Genomic DNA, 19,986 nt, shown 5'->3' with positions numbered 1-19,986 from the left:
CTAGAGCATGGATAATTCCAAGAAAATAGCTTTGCTGTATCCTTACTATGGGAAATTTCCATGGTATTTTAAATTTTTCATTGAATCATGTAAGTACAATCCATCAGTTGATTTTATAATTTTCACAGACATAAAAATTAATGAAGAACTGCCAAAAAATATAATCGTAATTGAATACTCATTTTTAGAATTGAAAAAATTAATAAGTGAGAAAATGGGCTTTTCTGTTTCATTGAATTCTCCTTATAAATTATGTGATTTTAAACCTGCATACGGAGTAATTTTTTCAGAATTTATTACTGATTATGATTTTTGGGGACATGGAGACATTGATTTAATCTTCGGAAATATAAGGACATTTATGACCGATGAGGTTTTGGATAATTTTGATGTAATCTGTGTTAGGGATGAATACGTTACAGGTTTTTTTACTTTATTTAGAAATAATGAGTTTGTAAATAAATTATATGAGGAAAGTAAAGATTATAAGTTTGTTTTTCAAAACGAAAAAAACTTTGTATTTGATGAATGTGGCAACTTGTTTTCAGAGCTTCAGGCGGGAGAATCTATTTTTGAATTAGAATCGGAAATAGAAACAATGACTCATGTGATAAAAAGACTTAATCAGGAAGAAAAAATTAGAGCCTATTTTGATTTCTTTGTTGTCGAAGGTATTCCAGGAAATTTACTTTGGGATAATGGTACACTCAGCTTTAAAGATCAGTACGAAATACTATTGTATCATTTAATCACATTTAAGAATTTTCCACACTTTGTACCTTTTTTTTGGAAAAAAGTACCTTCAAAATTTTACATCGGTAAGAATTACTTTTCCTCTTATCCCGAGAACTCCGCTAGAATTAAGTTCTATAAGATATTCTTTCAATTTTATTTAAGCATTTTAAATCTAAAAGACGCATTTTTGAGATGGTTTGAAAATTTAAAAACAACTACATTATTATTTTTTAATAAAAACGCATATGATGTAACAGAGGTAGTTATAATCATAGATAATAAAAAAAAAAGAAAGGTAAAAAGGTTAGAAAAAAAACAAATTGAAGGAAATGCTTCTAAAGAGATTTTTGGTATAAAATGATTATAGATATTTAACAGAAGAGTTTACAGAACTATTTTGATCTCATCTAATAATTTTATACTTTTTGTAAGTATTTTAGATTATATTGCTGTACAAAAAATTGAATGACAATTGAAAAAATTTCCCCATTATAAACAGGCAGATTACAAAGATTGTGGCCCAACGTGTTTAAAAATAATTGCAAAGCATTACGGAAAAACAATCAAAATTCAGGAATTGCGTGATGCAAGCGAGACAACTCGTGAAGGAAGTAATCTACTTTTTTTAAGCGATGCTGCCGAAAAAACAGGTTTTAGAACTTTAGGGGTAAAGTTAAGCTTGGAGAGATTAGAAGAGGTGCCCTTGCCTTGTGTGCTGCATTGGAACCAAAACCATTATGTGGTACTTTATAAAATCAAAAAAGGGACATATTACATTTCTGATCCAGCTTTTGGATTAATTCAATATAATAAAGAAGACTTTTTAAAATTCTGGATTGGCAATAATGCCGACGATCAAACCAAAGAAGGTGTTGCGCTGTTGCTAGAACCAACACCAGTTTTTTTTCAGTCTGAATTTGATAAACAAGAAGGTGGAGAAATAGGTTTTGGACTATTATCGCATTATATTCTTCGCTATAAATCATTTTTGATACAGTTAAGTATCGGATTATTGGCAAGCAGTTTACTGCAGCTTATCTTCCCTTTCTTGACTCAAAGTATTGTTGATGTCGGAATCCAAAATCAGAATCTTAATTTTATTTATCTGGTTCTTTTTGCCCAACTTTTTCTTTTTGCTGGAAGAACAGGTTTGGACCTTATTAGGAGCTGGATTCTACTACATTTATCAACCCGAATCAACATTTCTCTTATTTCAGATTTCTTTATTAAATTAATGAATCTGCCTATTTCCTTCTTCGATGTGCGAATGACTGGAGATATCATGCAGCGAATAAATGATCATCGCCGTATCGAAAAGATTCTGACCACATCATCGCTCAATGTTCTGTTTTCTGTAATTAATATGTTTATAATGGGAGCTGTTTTGGCCTATTATAATCTGCAGATTTTCTTAGTGTTTTTTGCAGGAAGTGTGTTATACTTTGGCTGGATAATTCTATTCTTGAAAAGAAGAGAAGCATTGGATTATAAACGATTTGCGGAAATTTCGAATGAGCAGAGTAAAGTAATAGAGCTGATAAACGGAATGCAGGAAATTAAGCTTCATAATGCCGAAAAGCAAAAACGATGGGGCTGGGAGTATGTTCAGGCGAGACTTTTTAGGGTTTCGATAAAAGGATTGGTTTTGGAGCAGACTCAAACTATTGGTTCTTCAATTATTAATGAATTAAAGAATATTTTTATCGTATTTCTTTCAGCAAAATTAGTGATTGATGGTTCTATAACTTTAGGTATGATGCTAGCAATCAGTTCGATTGTTGGGAGTTTAAATGGGCCAATTACGCAGCTTATTGAATTTGTTAGGGAGCTTCAGGATGCTAAAATATCGTTAGCCAGATTGTCCGAAATTCATCAGAAAGAAGATGAAGTCCAACAGGAGGTAAACCAGACAAGTGAAGTTCCGCAAGATGTCGACATAGAAATTAAAAACCTTTCTTTTCGATATTTAGGTTCAGATATTCCTGTTTTAGACAATCTAAACCTTTTAATTCCGAGCAATAAAGTAACTGCAATAGTGGGTGTTAGCGGAAGCGGTAAAACGACTTTAATGAAGCTCCTGCTCAAGTTCTATGAACCTGAAAAAGGAGAAGTGCTTATTGGAAACGCACAGCTTAAAAATATATCGCAACATGCATGGAGAGCTAATATTGGAGCCGTAATGCAGGAAGGTTTTATTTTTAGCGATACCATTGCTAATAACATTGCTATTGGAGTGGATAAAATCGATAAAGAAAGATTGCTTTATGCTGCAGATGTGGCAAATATTAAACAGTATATCAGTGAGCTGCCTCTAAATTTTAATACCAAGGTTGGTTCTGAAGGATTAGGAATGAGTACGGGACAGAAACAGCGTCTGCTTATTGCAAGGGCGGTTTATAAAAATCCCGAAATTTTATTTTTTGATGAAGCGACTTCAGCCTTAGATGCCAATAATGAAAAAGAAATCATGAAAAAACTTGATATTTTTTTTAAAGACAAAACGGTTGTGGTAATCGCGCATCGATTGAGTACTGTTATGAATGCTGATCAGATTGTGGTTTTAGATAAAGGAAAAATCATAGAGATAGGAAGCCATTCGGCATTGGTAGAACAAAAGGGTAGTTATTTTGAATTGGTTAGAAATCAGCTGCAATTAGGAAATTAATCATGAACAAAGATACATTTGAATTAAGAAGCGAAGAGGTTCAGGATATCCTGACCAAAGTGCCACATTGGATGATACGATGGGGTACGGTTTTAATATTTGCCATAATTGTTTTACTGTTTTTTGTTTCCTGGTTTGTCAAATATCCAGATGTTGTAAAAACAGAAATTGTAATTACCACTAATATTCCGCCAGAGAAAATAGTTTCAAAATCTTCTGGACGTATTGAGGCTATTTTGGTTAAAAATAAAATGCTGGTTCCTAAAAACAGCACATTGGCTATTATTGAAAATACAGCCAATTACAAGGATATTTTTCGACTAAAGGATATTGTTGATAAATACGACATCAACAACTCGCAAAAAGAATTTCCTTTTGAGCAATTGAAAAATACGCAATTCGGTGAAGTAGAAAGTGCTTATGCTGCATTCCAGAAAGATTATCAGGCACAGGAACTCAATAAAGATCTGCATCCATTTCAGATCGAAAGTAGAGCGCAACAGTCCGAAAAAGTTCAAATAACAGAAAGGTTAGAAATCCTACAACAGCAAAAAATAATTAACGAACGCGAATTGGAACTTCAGAAAAATGAAGTAGCTCGTTTTGAAACGCTGTTTAATAAAGGAATTATTTCTGCTCAGGAAATGGAAGTTAAAAAATTGAATTTCCTTCAGGCGCAAAAGAACTATCGAAGCCTGCTGTCTTCGATTTCTCAATTGAGGTCTTCTTTGATTGACAACACAAAATCAAGTCAGAATTTGCAAATAAATAGCACTAAAGAAGAAGTTAATCTAGATCGTAGTGTTTCGCAGTCCTTTTATCAATTGAAAAAAGTGATAAGAGATTGGGAGTTGGCTTATGCCTTAAAATCGTCAATTAGCGGAAAGGTTACCTTTTTGCAGGTTTGGAATGAAAATCAGACCATAAATGTTGGCGATAACGTGTTTTCGATTATTCCAGATGCAAAAAACAGTTTCATAGGAAAAGTAAAAGCTCCAGCTTTAAATTCAGGAAAAATAAAAGTAGGTCAGAGGGTCAATATTCGTTTGGCAAATTTTCCTGATAGAGAATTTGGGGTTCTAAAAGGAGAGATTAAAAATATTTCGCTCGTGCCCGATAAAGAAGGAAATCTACTAATAGATGTTGCGCTTCCAAACGGTTTGAAAACATCGTACAATAAACAAATTACTTTCCAACAGGAAATGAAAGGAAATGCAGAGATTGTAACCGAAGATCTGCGTTTAATTGAGCGAATTCTATATCAGTTTAAAAGCATTTTTGAACAAGTTTAAAATTAACCAATCCCATACCTAACCATTAACCAAAACCACAAATTTTAAATGAAAAAAACAGTACTTATCACATTTTTACTATTCTTTCAATTTTCTTTTTCAAAACCAATTACCGAAACTCAAAAGTTAGCTGCAACCTGCAAGGTTTGGGGTTTCCTAAAATATTATCATCCGAATGTCGCAGATGGCAGTAAAAATTGGGATGAACAATTATTTCAAATTCTGCCAAAAGTAGAAGAAGCGAAGACTTCTGAAGCATTTTCTCTGGTAATTGAAGATTGGATTGATTCTTTGGGAGAAATTAAAAAACAGGAAACTTTAAAACCAGCTGTAAAAAAAGAATATTTTGATAAAAATTTCGATTTATCATGGGGCAATAATAAAGAATTGTTCTCGAAATCACTTTCAAAAAAATTGAAATTTATTGAAGAGAATAGAATTCAGGAAAAACAGTATTATGTTGCTTATGAATTCGGCAGTAATGGTCCTCCATTACAATTTAAAAATGAAGTAAAATATGCAGATTTTAAATGGACTGATAAAAATTTACGCCTTTTAACCCTTTTTAGATATTGGAATTACATCGAATATTTCTTTCCCTATAAATATCAAATGGATGAAAATTGGGATAAAGTTTTAAATGAAATGCTGCCAAGATATTATGCGCCAGAATCTGAAAAGGATTTTAATTTGGCAATGCGTGAGATCTCTGTAAAGCTAAATGATACTCACGCCTCAACTAGTATGCCTCAATTGTTTGAATATTTTGGCGATAAATTTATTCCTGTAGACGTTACTATCATTGATGAAAAAGCAATTGTTGTTGCATTGAAAAATGATTCTCTGGCAAAAGTTAGTGACATTAAGATTGGCGACGTAATTACAAAAGTAGAAGGGAAGACTATTGCAGAAATTTTGAATGAAAACCGAAAATATGTAGAAGGATCTAACGAGCCATCTGTTTTAAGGAATGCATATTGGGCAATTTTTAATGGCAAAACACCTTCATTTGAAATCGAGTATATTCGAGACGGAAAAACTTCAATAAAGTCTATTAATAGATATGAGTATGAAGATTTAAAAATTCAGTTTCCAGATAAAGAAAAATGGAAAATTTTAGAGGGCAATATCGGTTATGTTGATTTTAATGAACTTGATCCAGCAGATGTTCCGGCCTTAATTTCAGCCTTAAATAATACAAATGCAATAATTTTTGACAATAGAAATCGACCACACGAGGTTATGTATCCAATTGTAGATTGGCTTAATCCTGAAGAGAAAGAATTTGCCAGATTTCTTGATCCAGATGTAAATTATCCTGGACGTTATTATTGGAGAGAAGAAATTCAGAAGTGCGGGAAAAGCAATCCAGATCATTACAAAGGAAAAGTAATTGTGATAACAAATGAAAAAGCTGTAAGTCATGCTGAATTTACTTTAATGAGTTTACAAACGGTTCCTAATTGTGTAGTTATCGGAAGTCAGACAGGTGGAGCTGATGGTGCAAATTACAGATTCCAAATCATTAAAGGATTTGGTTCTTCATTTACCTGCTATGGAGTTTTTTATCCAAACAAAAAAGAAACCCAACGTATTGGAATTGTTCCAGATATTGAAGTGAAGCCTACTATTTTAGGAATTCAGCAAGGAAGAGATGAGGTTTTGGAAAGAGCTGTTCTTTTTGCTAAAAAAGGTAAATAGAAAAATTTAAACAGAGTCTTTGTCAAAGTTTTAAACTTTGACAAAGATGTTTTTTTATAATGAACCCGAATCGCAATTTTTAAATGAAAAGAACATTACTTATTACTTTCGTATTATTGTTTCAACTTTGTTTTTCTAAACCAATAACGGAAACTCAAAAATTAGCCGCAACGTGCAAAGTTTGGGGCTTTTTAAAATACTATCATCCAAATGTTGCTAAAGGAAATTTTAATTGGGACGACCAGCTTTTTAAAGTTTTGCCAAAAATAGAAGAGGCAAAAACAGATATACAGTTTTCAAATGTTATAGAAAAATGGATTAATTCTTTGGGTAAGGTTAAAGCTTATAAAGCAGAACTTCCAAATGAAGAAATAGATTATTTTGACAAAAATTTTGATCTTTCTTGGACACAAAATACAGTACTGTTCTCTAAGAGTCTGTGTCAAAAACTAAAATTTATTGAGCAAAATAGAATTAAGGGAAAACAATATTATGTTGAGAGTGGTGTTGAGTTTACAAATGAAGTAGAATACGATTTATTCGATGATAAAGATAAAAGCTTTCGACTTTTAGCTTTGTTTCGCTTCTGGAATTATGTTGAATATTTTTTTCCATACAAATATCAAATGGATCAAAACTGGGATTTAGCTCTAACCGAACTTTTGCCAAGAACAATTAATCCTGTTTCAGAAGTAGATTTTTATTTGTTGCTCAAAGAAATGAGTGCTAAATTAAATGATACTCATGCTTTGTTTGGAGCAAATAAATTATTCGAAATTTTTGGATGGAATTCGGTTCCTTTCGAGTTTAAATTTATTGGAAATAAAGCTATTGTTACCGGTTTTAAAAATGATTCTTTGTCTGCTATAAATGATATAAAAATAGGCGACGTTATCACAAAAATACAAGGAAGGTCAATAGATGTTCTCATAAAAGAAAATTTAAAATATGCCGAAGGATCGAATTATCCTGCGCAATTAAATCATTTAGAATGGCCAATTTTTAGTCAAAAATCTAATGTTTCAGAAATTGAATTTGTGAGAGATGGCAAAATAGGAGTAAAAGAAATTAATTATTATGAGTATAAAGATTTAAAAATTAATTATGAGAACAATAGTGAGAAATATAAATTCATAGAAAATAATATTGGTTACGCTAATTTGGCTGTCTTAACTCCAGATGACGTTTCTACTATGATGGAGAAGTTTAAAAATGCTAAAGCTATTATTTTCGACATTCGAAACTATCCTCAAGGAACTAATTTTGCAATTGCAGAATATCTAAACCCAGAACCGAAAAATTTTGTAAAATCTATAGATGCTGATTTAAGTTGGCCAGGGCGTTATATTTGGAGAAAAGAAGACACGCCTTGCGGGAAAGTTAATCCGGATTATTTTAAAGGAAACGTAATTCTTTTAGTGAACGAAAAATCGATAAGCCATTCAGAATTTACTGCTATGACACTAATGGTAGCTCCAAAAACGACTATAATTGGTAGTCAGACTGCAGGCACGGATGGAAGAAACTATAGATTTCAAATTATAAAAGGCCTTTGGACTTCCTTTACAACTTACGGAGTTTTTTATCCAAACAAAAAAGAAGTGCAACGTATAGGGATTGTTCCTGATATTGAAGTGAAGCCTAGTATTTTAGGCATTCAGCAAGGAAAAGATGAAATTCTAGATCGAGCTATTCTTTTTGCTAAAAATGGTAAATAATAAATTATAAATCTTTGTCAAAGTTTTAAACTTTGACAAAGATGTTTTATTACATCTTCAAATAAAAATCCTTAGTTAATTCAACATATTCTGGCGTATAAACATGACGATCAATTTCGATTATTAATTCATCAATTTCAATTTCTGAAGCTTCATTTCGGCTAAAAGCCAATAAACTACGCTTAATTTCAGATTTTGAGGTTCCTTTTACTCGAGTAATTTTAAAAGGATGTAATTCTGCTTCTTTAGCTAGAGCAACAAATTTTTCTTCTTCTCTGAAAGGAAGAATAACTGCTAAAACTCCGTTTTCTGAAAGCAATAAATCGGCAGCTTCAACAATTTCTTCAAAAGGCATTGCATCTTGAAAACGCGCTAAATCGCGTTGTTCATTATCTGTTTTGTAGTCTTCAGCATAAAAAGGCGGATTCGAAACAATTAAATCATATTCGTCTTCTGGTTCTTCAATAAATTCATCTAAACCAGCGTGAAAGCAGAATAAGCGATCACCCCAAGGAGAGCTTTCAAAATTTTCTACCGCTTGTTCGTAAGCGTCTTCATCAATTTCAAGCGCATCAATTTGTTCTGCATTTGTTCTTTGCGCCAGCATCAATGCAATTATCCCCGTTCCAGCGCCAACATCTAAAACACTAAACGGATTATGATGAATAGGAGTCCAAGCTCCAAGTAAAACACCATCAGTGCCTACTTTCATAGCGGTTTTGTCTTGTTTAACAGAAAATTGCTTGAATGAAAACATTGCAGTATATAATTGAATTTAAAAGTTTATGATGCAGTTAGAAAACTGAATACTAAAAACTGAGACTGAACACTAACTTTAAAGGTACATCTCCACAAGACCTTCAGGAAGATCCATGATTACTTTTTTGTTCTCACGATCAATTTTTACAAGGAAATTATCAATCATTGGAACTAAGATTTCAACTTCACCATTTAAAACTTCAAAAAGAGGCTGTGCAGTTGAATCGTTGATAGAAGTTATTTTTCCGAAAACACCTAAACGCTGGTCTTCGATTTCAAAGCCAATAACTTCGTGGAAATAAAATTTGTTACCGGTAAGTTTTGGCAACATAGTTAAAGGAAGGTAGATTGCATTTCCTAATAAAGCATCTGCATCTTCTTCGGTATTTACATCTTCAAAACGAACTCTTAGAAAGTCGTTTTTGTGTAATGAACTTGTTTCAATAAAAAAAGGAACCAAGTGTTTGTTGTGTTCAACAAACACTGATTCCAGATTTTCGTATAACTCAGGCTCATCTGTATCTAAATAGACCAAGACTTCACCTTTGAAACTAAATTTTTTAGCGATTTTACCTAAATAAAAACAGTCTTCTTTACGCATTATCGCTAAGTAAAATTATGCTTCAGTTGTTTCGTTATTCTCTTCAGCAGCAGGAGCTTCTTCAGTAGCTTCAGCAACTTCTTCAGTAGCCTCAGTAGCTTGTGCAGCAGCTTCAGCTTGTGCAGCAGCAGCATCAGCAACACGTTTAGCGTTAACTTCTTGCTCAGCTTTTAAAGATTTTGCTTTAGCATCAGCTTTTGCTTTAGATAAACCATCTTTTTTAGCATCAACTTTACCAGCTTTTGATTCTAGCCAAGCAGTTAATTTAGCATCTGCTTGCTCTTGTGTTAAAGCACCTTTACGAACTCCTCCATCAAGGTGGTGTTTCAATAAAGCACCTTTGTAAGAAAGGATAGCTCTTGCAGTATCAGTTGGTTGAGCACCATTGTGTAACCATTTTACTGCGCTGTCAAGGTTTAACTCAACAGTTGCTGGGTTAGTGTTTGGATTGTAAGTACCGATTTTCTCTAAGTATTTACCATCTCTTTTTGAGCGTGCATCTGCAGCTACTACCCAGTAAAAAGGTTTTCCTTTTTTACCGTGTCTTTGTAATCTAATTTTTACTGACATAATCTTATTGATTAAATTTTGAGGTACTCGACCTCTGTTAATTAAGGGCGCAAAGATATAATTTTTTTATGAAAAACACGTTTTAAAGAAGATTAAATATACTTGAGTTGTTTTTTTAGCATTTTTTTGACTTTTTAATTTAAGTATTTAGTTCTTAATGCAATACTTTTGCATCAAATTCATTTTAAACATGAAAAAATACTTTTACTTTTTATCATTTTTACTTTTACTTATCTCTTGTACAGAAGATGTAAGATTTAATAATCCAGCTTTTCAGACTTTAAAAGACAATAATTTTTGGAGGGCTCAAGCTTATGAAGCAGGAACAGAATCGAACGGAACTTTTGTTATACATGGTTCTCTAGGGAATGAACAAATAAGTTTTAAACTTCCTGCGCCAACTGTAAAGACCTATGTTTTAGGTGTAGATGATGTTACAAAAGCGACTTATAAAAACACTTATAAAGGACAAGAAGCAGAATTTAGTACGGGAGTTGCCAAAGGAAACGGGCAAATTGTCGTGACGGAATATAATACGGAAGAAAAAACTATTTCGGGGACGTTTAAATTTACTGTAATTAATACTGATCCTAGTGCTGAGAAGCAGGAAATGCACTTTTCTGAAGGTGTTTTTTATAAAATTCCGGTTGCGCCAGAAGGGAATTTTGTTCCCGTTGATTAAGTTATTCGTCTGAATTTATTTTGCAAAATCAAAATAAAAACTTAAATAAACTAATATATAGTAGATTACAGAATAATAAGACTACATTTGCTTATTATTATAAATAAATATCTATGAATATTTTTGTTGGAAGCCTTCCATTCAGTATTGAGGAAGCAGATTTAAGAGAGTCTTTTGAGGCTTATGGAACAGTTGACTCTGTTAAAATTATTACTGATAAATTTACTGGAAGAAGTAAAGGATTTGGTTTTGTTGAAATGCCAAATGATGCAGAGGCTCAAAAAGCAATCGATGAATTGAACGGTGCTGTAGTTTCAGGTCGTACAATCGTTGTTAATAAATCTGAACCTAAACCAGAAGGCGAAAGAAGAAGTTTTAATAACAACCGCGGAGGAAACGATCGTGGTGGTTACGGAAACAACCGTGGCGGAGATCGCGGAAACAGAAGAGAATATTAATGTTTTTTTTCTAAAATATAAAAGGGATCAACGAAAGTTGATCCCTTTTTTTTGTTTCAGGTTTCAAGTTTCAACAACCTGAAACTTGAAACCTGAAACAAAAATTAACTAAGTTATACATTCGCAGCTAACCAGTCACCAACTTCTTTGGTGCCGTATGCTTTTCCGCCATTAGCCAAATCTTCGGTAACTACTCCAGCTTCTAAAGCCTTGTTTACAGCATCTCTCATCGCTTTTCCTTCTTCTATCAATCCGAAGTTTTCGAACATCATGGCAGCAGATAAAATAGTAGCCATTGGGTTGGCAATGTTTAATCCTGTTGCTTGTGGGTATGAACCGTGAATAGGTTCGAATAAAGATACTTCAGCTCCCATAGAGGCAGAAGGCATTAATCCCATTGAACCTGAAATTACAGAAGCTTCATCTGTTAAGATATCTCCAAATAAGTTCTCCGTAATCAATACGTCATAAGAATTTGGCCATTGAACCAAACGCATAGCAACAGCGTCAACAAATTCGTAGCTTACTTCAACTTCTGGATAGTCTTTTTCCATTGCTTGAACTGTTTCTCTCCACAAGCGTGAAGTTTCCAAAACGTTTGCTTTGTCAACGCAGCATAATTTTTTAGAACGAGTCATGGCTAATTCAAAACCTTTTTTAGCTAAACGCTGTACTTCGGCTCTTGTGTAAACACAGTTGTCGTAAGCTGTATCTCCGTTGTCTTTTCTTCCTTTTTCACCAAAGTAAATTCCACCTGTCAATTCTCTTAAGAAAACTAAGTCAGTTCCTTCGATTCTTTCTCTTTTTAATGGAGATTTATCTAATAAAGATGGGAAAGTAAAAGTTGGTCTTACGTTTGCGAACAAACCTAATGCTTTACGCATTTTTAATAAACCTTGCTCTGGACGTACTGGTGCAGAAGGATCGTTATCGTATTTTGGGTGGCCGATTGCTCCAAAAAGAACCGCATCAGCATTTTTACAAACTTCGTGTGTTGCATCTGGATAAGGTTCTCCCACTGCATCAATTGCAGCAGCACCGGTTAAAGCTGGTTTCCAAGTGATTTCATGTCCGAATTTTTTTGCAATAGCATCAGATACTTTTACTGCTTCATTTATTACTTCTGGTCCGATTCCGTCGCCGGCTAAAAGGGCTATGTTTAATTTCATTCTATATGTGTTATTAAGGTTCAAAGTGACAAAGTGACAAAGTTTCAAAGTTTTTAAAAGCAGACTAAATCTTTGTCACTTTGTTACTTTGAAACTTTGCAACTATATTAAGTTATAATGTTAAGCATTTTCTGTGTTGCAATAATCGCTGCAACGGTTTGATCTGAGTCTAATCCGCGGGTTTTGAATTCTTTTCCATTGTTGACCCATGTAATAATGGTTTCGCACAATGCATCAGAACTACTTCCTGGAGGGATTCTTACCGCATAATCAATTAATTTTGGAAGCGTTAATTTTTTGCTTTTGTAAATCTTGGATAAAGCATTCATAAAAGCATCAAACTGACCGTCTCCTTGTGCATTTTCTTCGATTATTTCTCCGTTTAAATTTAAAGATAAAGTCGTAGATGGGCGCATTCCTTTAGAATGAACCAGCATATAAGAATTTATAGTTATTTTTTCTTCGTAAGTATGACTGTCCAAAACATCCGAAATAATGTATGGAAGATCTTCCTTAGTTACGGTTTCTTTTTTGTCGCCTAGTTCAATAATTCTTTGGGTAACCAATTTTAAATCTTCGTTGTTTAGTTTTAAACCTAATTCCTGAAGATTTTTTTCAATATTAGCTTTTCCAGAAGTTTTTCCTAGAGCATATTTTCTTTTTCTTCCAAAACGTTCCGGAAGAAGATCATTAAAATACAAGTTGTTTTTGTTGTCACCGTCAGCATGGATTCCAGCTGTTTGCGTAAAAACATTATCACCAACAATAGGTTTGTTGGCAGGAATTCTGTAGCCTGTAAAAGTTTCTACCAACTTGCTTACAGAATACAGAGAAGTTTCTTTTACATTGATGTTTACTTGTGGCAAATAATCGTTAATTACGGCAACAGTACTTTCAAGAGGTGCGTTTCCAGCACGTTCTCCCATTCCGTTTACCGTTACATGAAGTCCGTTGATTCCAGCTTTTATCGCTTCCATAACATTAGCAACGCTTAAATCGTAGTCGTTATGTGCATGGAAATCAAAGTGAATGTTTGGATATTTCGCTCTAATTTTTGAAATAAACTCAAAAGTTAGAGATGGAATTAAAACGCCTAAAGTATCAGGAAGTAAAACTCTTTTAATTGGCTGAGTTGCTAAGAAATCTAGGAATTGAAAAACATAATCTGGAGAATTTCGCATTCCGTTGCTCCAGTCTTCCAGATAAACATTAGTTTCTATATTATTTTCTTTAGCTAAAGATATAATCTGAGCAATTTCAGAAAAATGCTGTTCGGGTGTTTTTTTCAATTGATGCGTTAAGTGATTCATTGAACCTTTGGTCAACAAATTTTGCACTTTGGCTCCAGCTTTTTTCATCCAGTCGATTGAAACGCCTCCGTCAACAAACGTTAGCACTTCAATTCTTTCAATATAGCCTCTTTCTTCAGCCCAAGAAGTAATGCCTTTTACGGCCTGAAATTCTCCTTCGCTTACACGTGCAGAAGCAATTTCGATTCTATCAATATTTAATTCCTCCAACAACAATTGCGCAATGGTTAGTTTTTCTGCAGCAGAAAAAGATACTCCTGAGGTTTGTTCACCATCACGAAGCGTCGTATCCATTATTTCAATTTTTCTTTTTTCCATATTGATGTTTCTAACGGGTGGGATATTTTTAATATTCCTGTTTTAATTTTGACGCTGATTTTACGGATTCGCTTTGCGAAGATCCTGATAAAACAGATTTTTTATATTGAATAAAATAAAATCAGCGTCCTATTATTCTAGAAAGACCCGACTGGTTTTTGAAACCTGTCGGGTCTAATATCCTGAATGAGATTTCTATTTAGTAAGGAAGTTTATCAGCAAAAGCTTTAATATCTTCCTTCATATCTTGTAAATAATCAATGTCGTCAAAACCATTAATCATGTTATTCTTTTTGTATCCGTTGATAGCAAAAGATTCTTGCTGACCAGTTGATAATAAAGTAATAGTTTGGTCTGGAAGATTGATTTCTAATTCTGTTTTAGGATCGGCCTCGATAGCTTTGAAAATGTTTTCCAAAAACTCAGGGCTGATTTGTACTGGCAAAACACCAATATTCAAACAGTTTCCTTTGAAGATATCTGCAAAGAAACTAGAAACTACAGCGCGGAATCCGTAATCGTAAACTGCCCAAGCAGCGTGCTCTCTAGAAGATCCTGAACCGAAGTTTTTTCCTCCAACCAAAATTTTTCCGCTGTAAGTTGGGTTGTTTAAAACGAAATCTGCTTTTGGAGTGTCGTCTCCGTTATATCTCCAGTCTCTAAAAAGGTTGTCTCCAAAACCTTCACGTTTTGTAGCTTTTAAGAAACGAGCTGGAATGATTTGATCTGTATCAACGTTCTCAATTGGCAGTGGCACTGCACTGCTGGTAAGTATATTAAATTTATCGTATGCCATTTTTTGGAATTTTAGATTTTAGATTTTAGATTTTAGATTTTCTTTTGAAAACTTAAAACACAGAATCTAAAATGTTTTGTTTTAATAATGTTAGTTAATTTTATTTTGAAGAAATTTAGATAAAGATTGCTCAAAGTGAGGAATCTAAAATCTAAAATCTGCAATCTAAAATAATTCGCGCGGGTCAGTTAGTTTTCCTGTAACAGCAGCAGCAGCAGCCATAATTGGACTTGCCAATAAAGTTCTTGAACCAGGACCTTGACGACCTTCAAAGTTTCTGTTTGAAGTACTTACTGCGTATTTTCCTGCAGGCACTTTATCATCGTTCATTGCTAAACAAGCTGAACAACCCGGCTGACGTAATACGAAACCAGCTTCAGTTAGGATATCTAAAATTCCTTCTTCTTTAATCTGAGCTTCAACAACGTGAGAACCTGGAACTAACCAAGCGGTAACATTATCTGCTTTTTTTCTTCCTTTTACAATTTCAGCGAAAGCTCTAAAATCTTCAATACGTCCGTTTGTACAACTTCCTAAGAAAACATAATCAATTTGTTTTCCGATCATTACATCGTCTTCATTGAAGCCCATGTAAGCCAAAGATTTTTTGTAAGTTTCCTCACCACCTTCAACTTGGTTGGCACTTGGGATATGTTTTGTGATACCAATTCCCATTCCTGGGTTTGTACCGTAAGTAATCATTGGTTCGATATCTTCAGCTTTGATGTTTAATTCAGCATCAAACACAGCATCAGCATCAGTTTTTAGAGTCTTCCAGTATTCAACAGCTTTGGTCCAAGCTTCTCCTTTTGGAGCGTAAAGTCTTCCTTCTAAGAAATCGAAAGTAGTTTGGTCAGGAGCAATCATTCCTCCACGAGCACCCATTTCGATACTTAAATTACAAACTGTCATACGGCCTTCCATAGTCATGTTTTCAAAAACATCACCAGCATATTCAACAAAATATCCTGTACCTCCAGAAGTAGTTAATTGAGCAATAATATAAAGCGCAACGTCTTTTGGACCAACACCTTTGCTTAATTTACCGTTTACGTTAATACGCATTTTCTTTGGTTTAGGCTGCATAATACATTGTGTAGAAAGCACCATTTCAACCTCAGAAGTTCCGATACCAAAAGCAATAGCTCCAAAAGCACCGTGAGTAGACGTATGCGAATCTCCACATACAATAGTAGCACCTGGCAAAGTAATTCCGTTTTCAGGACCTACTACGTGTACAATTCCATTTTTTTGGTGACCTAATCCCCAGTGCGAAATTCCGTATTCGTTAGCATTATCTTCAAGAGCCTGAAGCTGGTTAGCAGAAAGCGGATCCTGAACTGGTAAATGTTGGTTTATGGTTGGTGTATTGTGGTCGGCAGTTGCAAAAGTACGTTCCGGATATAATACGTTAACGCCTCTTGATTTTAATCCTAAAAAAGCAACAGGACTCGTAACTTCATGAATGAAATGGCGGTCAATAAAAAACACATCTGGTCCATCTTCAATTTTACGCACAACATGTGAATCCCATACTTTGTCAAATAATGTCTTACTCATTTTTTATTTTTTTTAATTGTAATTTCTATAACCACAGCAATTTCCTGTTCATTATAATAGCAAAACAAAAGTAAAAAAAGATAAAAAAGCGTCAATTTCGATATTTCATTATATACGATACCCAAACTAATTTACAAATTGCCAAACGGCTTTTGCAGACTAAAATTTGAAAGAAAAATGATGAAGAAACTGATTTGCTTTTTCTTTTTCGGCTTTAATTTTACCTGATTGTTTTTTGTTTTAATAGTTTGCAAATTTATCTCAAAATCAATATAAAATATAAGAATTTAATTGAAAAAATCTAACAAAATGAATAAAAATAGTAATAATTGTTAGTTTTGAAATCTCTGCTTAAAAGAGGTTTTTTGAGTTTTTTATCGCTTTTAAAGGAGTTTTTTGGACATTATTTAGATTCAATAAACAGTCTAAATACTACGACATCCAAGAAGTGTATTTTTATGAAATTTTATGATTTTCTGCGGTAGAAACTGATTTTTTGAGAGCAGTTTTTTTGAAAATTAATTCAATGAATTTTTAAATTATAGAAATATTAAATTGGATTTCTTCTTGTAAATATAGTTTGAAAAATTGCATTTTTTTGATTGTTGTTAATTTGGAATCTAAATATTTCTTAATAATTTTAAGCACATTCAAATCAAAAATTAAACATGAATAATCTTGAATCAATTAACCACAATATAACCCAAATAAGAAGTAAAATAAACAAGTTTAATTTGTGTGCTGCAATTTTAATAGGTACAGGAATATTATTAGTATTATTCTTTATTGTCTTTTTTTATTATACAGATAGAAATCACTATGAATATTTAGTTGATGTTGGTACAATTTCGGGAGGAATTGTATCTTCCTTATTTTCTCTAGGTGGTCTGATTTTAGTTTATGTTGCCTTTTTAGGACAGGAAAAACAAAACCTAAACCAGCAAATAATCAACATCAATAATGAAGAGGAGATTAAAAAACAGAATAATTCAAACCAAGTTCAACATTTTGAAAATATATTTTTCAAATTAGTTGCTAATTATCAAGAAACTAAGTCGAATTTTTACATAGTTAAAGGTTCAAATATATTTTCGGCATTCGTTCAACATTTTAGGAATAAAATTTCACCAATTACAATACTGCGAAACCCGTCAAATCATAAATTATCGTTTACATCTGCAAAAAAAGAATTTAATTTTGATACCTCTTTTATATTTCAAATAAATTCAATTTTAAAATTTACGTATTCTTATAAGTCGGAAATAATAGATAAAAATATGTATGCAGAAATCTTTATCTCAACAATCTCAAATTATGAGAAAAAATGTATTTTTTTAATCTATAATTACAGTGATGAACTTACTCATGAAAATAGAATATATATTGACAAAAGTGAGTTAATGAATGGATTAACTATAAATAATATCTAAATTTTAATAGTTATACATTTTTTCTGTTCTATTTTAAATTTAAGTTATTTTAGTTGCTAGTTATCAGGAATAAATTGATATTACATCGGATAAAATGTAATTATCGGACAAAATAATCTAGTGTTTTAGAGATAAATTGCTATAAAATAATTTAAATGTAATTCTTAATTGCTTGTTTGTTAGGTTTTTACATTAGTGTTCTTCAATTGAAATTAAAAAAACAGTTCGGTGCTTTAGGAAAAAAATAAAATTTATAAGGGCAGTGTGACAAATATGGAAAAGAAAAAAGAAAAATTGCAAGATAGCTATAACAGATTTATAGATCAGTTGTTTATAAAAGAATTATACTTACCAGCAAAAGAACTTCATCAAATTCTTATAGAACAATTTAATATTAGTCCTGAAAATTCAAGAAAGATCGTCAGTAGAGCTGTGTCAAATAATATTATTTCTTCTTCAAAACCTTCAAAGTTTGGAAATGGTCAATTCATCTATTTTTATAATACTTATTCATTATCTATCGATGATATTAAAAAAATAGTTAAAGAAGCAAGACCTCCAATTTATAGATTATTACAATTGCTTGAAGATAATGATGGAATTGTATCGTATTTTGAAGGACTAAAAATTACAGCAGCTCCGCATAAAGATAGTTCTTCTAAAATAAATGGATTGGATGATATTATTAAATTATTGAACAAGTTAGATTTAGTTTACGAAACAAGAGATGAAAATGATAATGCATTTATATTACTAAAAAAGCATAGTCAAGTTTTAAATAAAATGGAAGAATTCGTTTTAATAAATAATCATTATCAAAAAATGATAATTGACTGTAATCTTATTCCTGATATTTTATCATGGCTTAATAACTCTAATATAATTGATAATCTTCAATTTCTTTACAGAAATAAAAACACACCTGGCTTAGGAGTTATTCATAATAATTTGTTTTGGGATGCTTGCGCTTATACTAAGAGTACTGGAATTAATCCAATTTTAGGCGCGAAAGCTGATGTGATCGAAAAACAAACTTTGGTAGCTTTGGATATTGTTTTGGCTACCGAATATTCATTAGTTCATTTGGAAGCATTTTTAAATAGAATTCAAATAAATATTAATTCAGTTAAAGCAACAAAGCGAAAAACATTACCTATAATAATATATCGGGAATGTAGTAAAGAAGTTTTTATGAAAATTCGTAAAAATGGTATAATAGCATTCAATATAAGTGCAATTTTTGGTTCTAAAATTTTTAATATTATACAGAAGACTAGTCAGTTACCATTTCTTTTAAAAGATAATCAAAATTTAGATGAATCAGTCGAATCAATATTAAAAGCAATTAAAAATACTGGACAGGATGGAGCTTTAAAAGATTTAAGAGGGACTTTGTTTGAATACTTAATGTACCCTTATTTAAAATTTTTATATCCATCTGCATCTTTTGAACAGAATAAAATTTTAAAATTAAAGGATAAAAAACATGAATTTGATTTTATTATAACTTCTAGTCACCCACCGGAAATAATATTTGTAGAGTTAAAAGGTTTACGAGATGGAACTTTCGTTTCACTAGGAGATAAAAACACTAAAGCATCTTTGGTTTGGTTTTTTCATAAATCTATGGGTTTGGCTAAAGAATACTATAAAAATAAAAATGAAAAAAATTTAAGTATCAAAGCTATATTTATTACTTCGGCTGATTATTGGTCTACCGCAAAATCATTTATTGAGGAAATGAATAATAGTACTTATAAATCTAAAAAAGCAAATGTTATAATTGCAAGAAATGAACTTTTGGAAAATTTAGAGAATAACGGCTTTTATAATGAGGTAAAAATGATTGATAAATATTATTCTAAATTAGAAGAAGAAATATTTGATAATAATTTCTATGATCAATTTATGAATCAACTAGAAGAAGATTTAAATGTTAGTTTAGATTTAGATAATATACCTAGTGTTGAAACAATTAATGACTATTTGCAAAAGTCAGAAAGTGAAGAAGATTTTTAAAAAAAATCAAATCTTAATTTTTTAATATGACTTTTATGGTATTTTGTTGTCTTTTCATAATCATGTTAAAAAAGCTTTTGTTAACAACTTTCGCTTCTTTATTTCTTTAAAAAAAGCGTAAATTTGAATTCCTCCGATTTTTCATTTCGCATTTTATTATGTTTCATGTTGTCAATGTTTTGCAATGTGTAAGATTTGAGATT

At 32.1% G+C, this 19,986-nt stretch carries 16 protein-coding genes; 9 read left to right on the top strand and 7 right to left on the bottom strand.

Features of this window, described 5'->3' with window-relative positions; all coding sequences use genetic code 11:
* Nucleotides 1–7 precede the first annotated feature (7 nt).
* The 5 genes from AC3Y25_RS01915 (at nucleotide 8) to AC3Y25_RS01895 (ending at nucleotide 8,111) form a co-directional block, all read left to right on the top strand.
* Complete coding sequence (locus AC3Y25_RS01915) at nucleotides 8–1,096, top strand: DUF6625 family protein (protein ID WP_489901562.1); 1,089 nt, start codon at nucleotides 8–10, stop codon at nucleotides 1,094–1,096.
* A 111-nt stretch (nucleotides 1,097–1,207) separates the two neighbouring features.
* Entirely contained in the window at nucleotides 1,208–3,400 is a 2,193-nt protein-coding gene (locus AC3Y25_RS01910; protein WP_489901561.1) for a peptidase domain-containing ABC transporter, read from the top strand.
* Nucleotides 3,401–3,402: 2 nt separating this feature from the next.
* Nucleotides 3,403–4,692 (top strand): HlyD family secretion protein, encoded by a 1,290-nt coding sequence (locus AC3Y25_RS01905; RefSeq protein WP_489901560.1) that lies wholly within the window; start codon nucleotides 3,403–3,405, stop codon nucleotides 4,690–4,692.
* A gap of 48 nt (nucleotides 4,693–4,740) precedes the next feature.
* Nucleotides 4,741–6,393 (top strand): S41 family peptidase, encoded by a 1,653-nt coding sequence (locus tag AC3Y25_RS01900; RefSeq protein WP_489901559.1) that lies wholly within the window; start codon nucleotides 4,741–4,743, stop codon nucleotides 6,391–6,393.
* A gap of 83 nt (nucleotides 6,394–6,476) precedes the next feature.
* Nucleotides 6,477–8,111, top strand: a complete 1,635-nt coding sequence (locus tag AC3Y25_RS01895; protein ID WP_489901558.1) for a S41 family peptidase — start codon at nucleotides 6,477–6,479, stop codon at nucleotides 8,109–8,111.
* 49 nt (nucleotides 8,112–8,160) lie between these two features.
* Here the strand turns inward: AC3Y25_RS01895 and AC3Y25_RS01890 are convergent, their stop codons facing one another.
* The 3 genes from AC3Y25_RS01890 to AC3Y25_RS01880 all read right to left on the bottom strand — a co-directional run bounded on the left by AC3Y25_RS01890 (nucleotide 8,161) and on the right by AC3Y25_RS01880 (nucleotide 10,041).
* Complete coding sequence (locus tag AC3Y25_RS01890) at nucleotides 8,161–8,868, bottom strand: tRNA1(Val) (adenine(37)-N6)-methyltransferase (protein ID WP_489901557.1); 708 nt, start codon at nucleotides 8,866–8,868, stop codon at nucleotides 8,161–8,163.
* A 78-nt stretch (nucleotides 8,869–8,946) separates the two neighbouring features.
* Nucleotides 8,947–9,471: a ribosome maturation factor RimM gene (gene rimM / locus AC3Y25_RS01885; RefSeq protein WP_095929708.1), complete on the bottom strand. Its 525-nt coding sequence runs from the start codon at nucleotides 9,469–9,471 to the stop codon at nucleotides 8,947–8,949.
* A 15-nt stretch (nucleotides 9,472–9,486) separates the two neighbouring features.
* Nucleotides 9,487–10,041, bottom strand: a complete 555-nt coding sequence (locus AC3Y25_RS01880; RefSeq protein ID WP_489901556.1) for a 30S ribosomal protein S16 — start codon at nucleotides 10,039–10,041, stop codon at nucleotides 9,487–9,489.
* Between the two features lie 190 nt (nucleotides 10,042–10,231).
* Between AC3Y25_RS01880 and AC3Y25_RS01875 the strand changes: the two genes are divergently transcribed.
* Nucleotides 10,232–10,723 carry a DUF6252 domain-containing protein gene (locus tag AC3Y25_RS01875; protein WP_489901555.1) on the top strand — a complete coding sequence of 164 codons (492 nt, stop codon included), beginning with the start codon at nucleotides 10,232–10,234 and terminating at the stop codon, nucleotides 10,721–10,723.
* A 113-nt stretch (nucleotides 10,724–10,836) separates the two neighbouring features.
* Nucleotides 10,837–11,181 (top strand): RNA-binding regulator, encoded by a 345-nt coding sequence (gene rbp, locus AC3Y25_RS01870; protein ID WP_250834416.1) that lies wholly within the window; start codon nucleotides 10,837–10,839, stop codon nucleotides 11,179–11,181.
* Between the two features lie 113 nt (nucleotides 11,182–11,294).
* Here rbp and leuB read toward each other — a convergent pair whose 3' ends face one another.
* The 4 genes from leuB to leuC all read right to left on the bottom strand — a co-directional run bounded on the left by leuB (nucleotide 11,295) and on the right by leuC (nucleotide 16,334).
* Nucleotides 11,295–12,350 (bottom strand): 3-isopropylmalate dehydrogenase, encoded by a 1,056-nt coding sequence (gene leuB, locus AC3Y25_RS01865; protein WP_489901554.1) that lies wholly within the window; start codon nucleotides 12,348–12,350, stop codon nucleotides 11,295–11,297.
* Between the two features lie 107 nt (nucleotides 12,351–12,457).
* On the bottom strand, nucleotides 12,458–13,978 hold the full coding sequence (locus AC3Y25_RS01860; RefSeq protein WP_095929713.1) for an alpha-isopropylmalate synthase regulatory domain-containing protein: 1,521 nt from the start codon (nucleotides 13,976–13,978) through the stop codon (nucleotides 12,458–12,460).
* 199 nt (nucleotides 13,979–14,177) lie between these two features.
* Nucleotides 14,178–14,774, bottom strand: coding sequence for a 3-isopropylmalate dehydratase small subunit (gene leuD / locus AC3Y25_RS01855; RefSeq protein ID WP_489901553.1), 597 nt, complete (start codon nucleotides 14,772–14,774; stop codon nucleotides 14,178–14,180).
* Nucleotides 14,775–14,939: 165 nt separating this feature from the next.
* Nucleotides 14,940–16,334 (bottom strand): 3-isopropylmalate dehydratase large subunit, encoded by a 1,395-nt coding sequence (gene leuC / locus AC3Y25_RS01850; RefSeq protein ID WP_489901552.1) that lies wholly within the window; start codon nucleotides 16,332–16,334, stop codon nucleotides 14,940–14,942.
* A gap of 668 nt (nucleotides 16,335–17,002) precedes the next feature.
* Here leuC and AC3Y25_RS01845 point away from each other — a divergent pair.
* Nucleotides 17,003–17,764, top strand: coding sequence for a hypothetical protein (locus AC3Y25_RS01845; protein ID WP_489901551.1), 762 nt, complete (start codon nucleotides 17,003–17,005; stop codon nucleotides 17,762–17,764).
* Nucleotides 17,765–18,037: 273 nt separating this feature from the next.
* The gene (locus AC3Y25_RS01840; RefSeq protein ID WP_489901550.1) at nucleotides 18,038–19,783 is read left to right on the top strand and encodes a hypothetical protein; all 1,746 of its coding nucleotides are present in this window, start codon (nucleotides 18,038–18,040) and stop codon (nucleotides 19,781–19,783) included.
* Nucleotides 19,784–19,986: the final 203 nt, after the last annotated feature.

The organism is Flavobacterium sp. LK-23 (assembly GCF_058135255.1).
The sequence above is the reverse complement of the archived record's forward strand: the minus strand, read 5'-3'. Positions and strand labels throughout refer to the sequence as shown.

Bases quoted from the DNA above. Each gene is read 5' to 3' on its own strand.
- AC3Y25_RS01915 (WP_489901562.1), top strand. From the start codon at position 8: ATGGATAATTCCAAGAAAATAGCTTTGCTGTATCCTTACTATGGGAAA.
- AC3Y25_RS01905 (WP_489901560.1), top strand. From the start codon at position 3,403: ATGAACAAAGATACATTTGAATTAAGAAGCGAAGAGGTTCAGGATATC.
- AC3Y25_RS01900 (WP_489901559.1), top strand. From the start codon at position 4,741: ATGAAAAAAACAGTACTTATCACATTTTTACTATTCTTTCAATTTTCT.
- AC3Y25_RS01895 (WP_489901558.1), top strand. From the start codon at position 6,477: ATGAAAAGAACATTACTTATTACTTTCGTATTATTGTTTCAACTTTGT.
- AC3Y25_RS01890 (WP_489901557.1), bottom strand. From the start codon at position 8,868: ATGTTTTCATTCAAGCAATTTTCTGTTAAACAAGACAAAACCGCTATG.
- rimM (WP_095929708.1), bottom strand. From the start codon at position 9,471: ATGCGTAAAGAAGACTGTTTTTATTTAGGTAAAATCGCTAAAAAATTT.
- AC3Y25_RS01880 (WP_489901556.1), bottom strand. From the start codon at position 10,041: ATGTCAGTAAAAATTAGATTACAAAGACACGGTAAAAAAGGAAAACCT.
- AC3Y25_RS01875 (WP_489901555.1), top strand. From the start codon at position 10,232: ATGAAAAAATACTTTTACTTTTTATCATTTTTACTTTTACTTATCTCT.
- rbp (WP_250834416.1), top strand. From the start codon at position 10,837: ATGAATATTTTTGTTGGAAGCCTTCCATTCAGTATTGAGGAAGCAGAT.
- leuB (WP_489901554.1), bottom strand. From the start codon at position 12,350: ATGAAATTAAACATAGCCCTTTTAGCCGGCGACGGAATCGGACCAGAA.
- AC3Y25_RS01860 (WP_095929713.1), bottom strand. From the start codon at position 13,978: ATGGAAAAAAGAAAAATTGAAATAATGGATACGACGCTTCGTGATGGT.
- leuD (WP_489901553.1), bottom strand. From the start codon at position 14,774: ATGGCATACGATAAATTTAATATACTTACCAGCAGTGCAGTGCCACTG.
- leuC (WP_489901552.1), bottom strand. From the start codon at position 16,334: ATGAGTAAGACATTATTTGACAAAGTATGGGATTCACATGTTGTGCGT.
- AC3Y25_RS01845 (WP_489901551.1), top strand. From the start codon at position 17,003: ATGAATAATCTTGAATCAATTAACCACAATATAACCCAAATAAGAAGT.
- AC3Y25_RS01840 (WP_489901550.1), top strand. From the start codon at position 18,038: ATGGAAAAGAAAAAAGAAAAATTGCAAGATAGCTATAACAGATTTATA.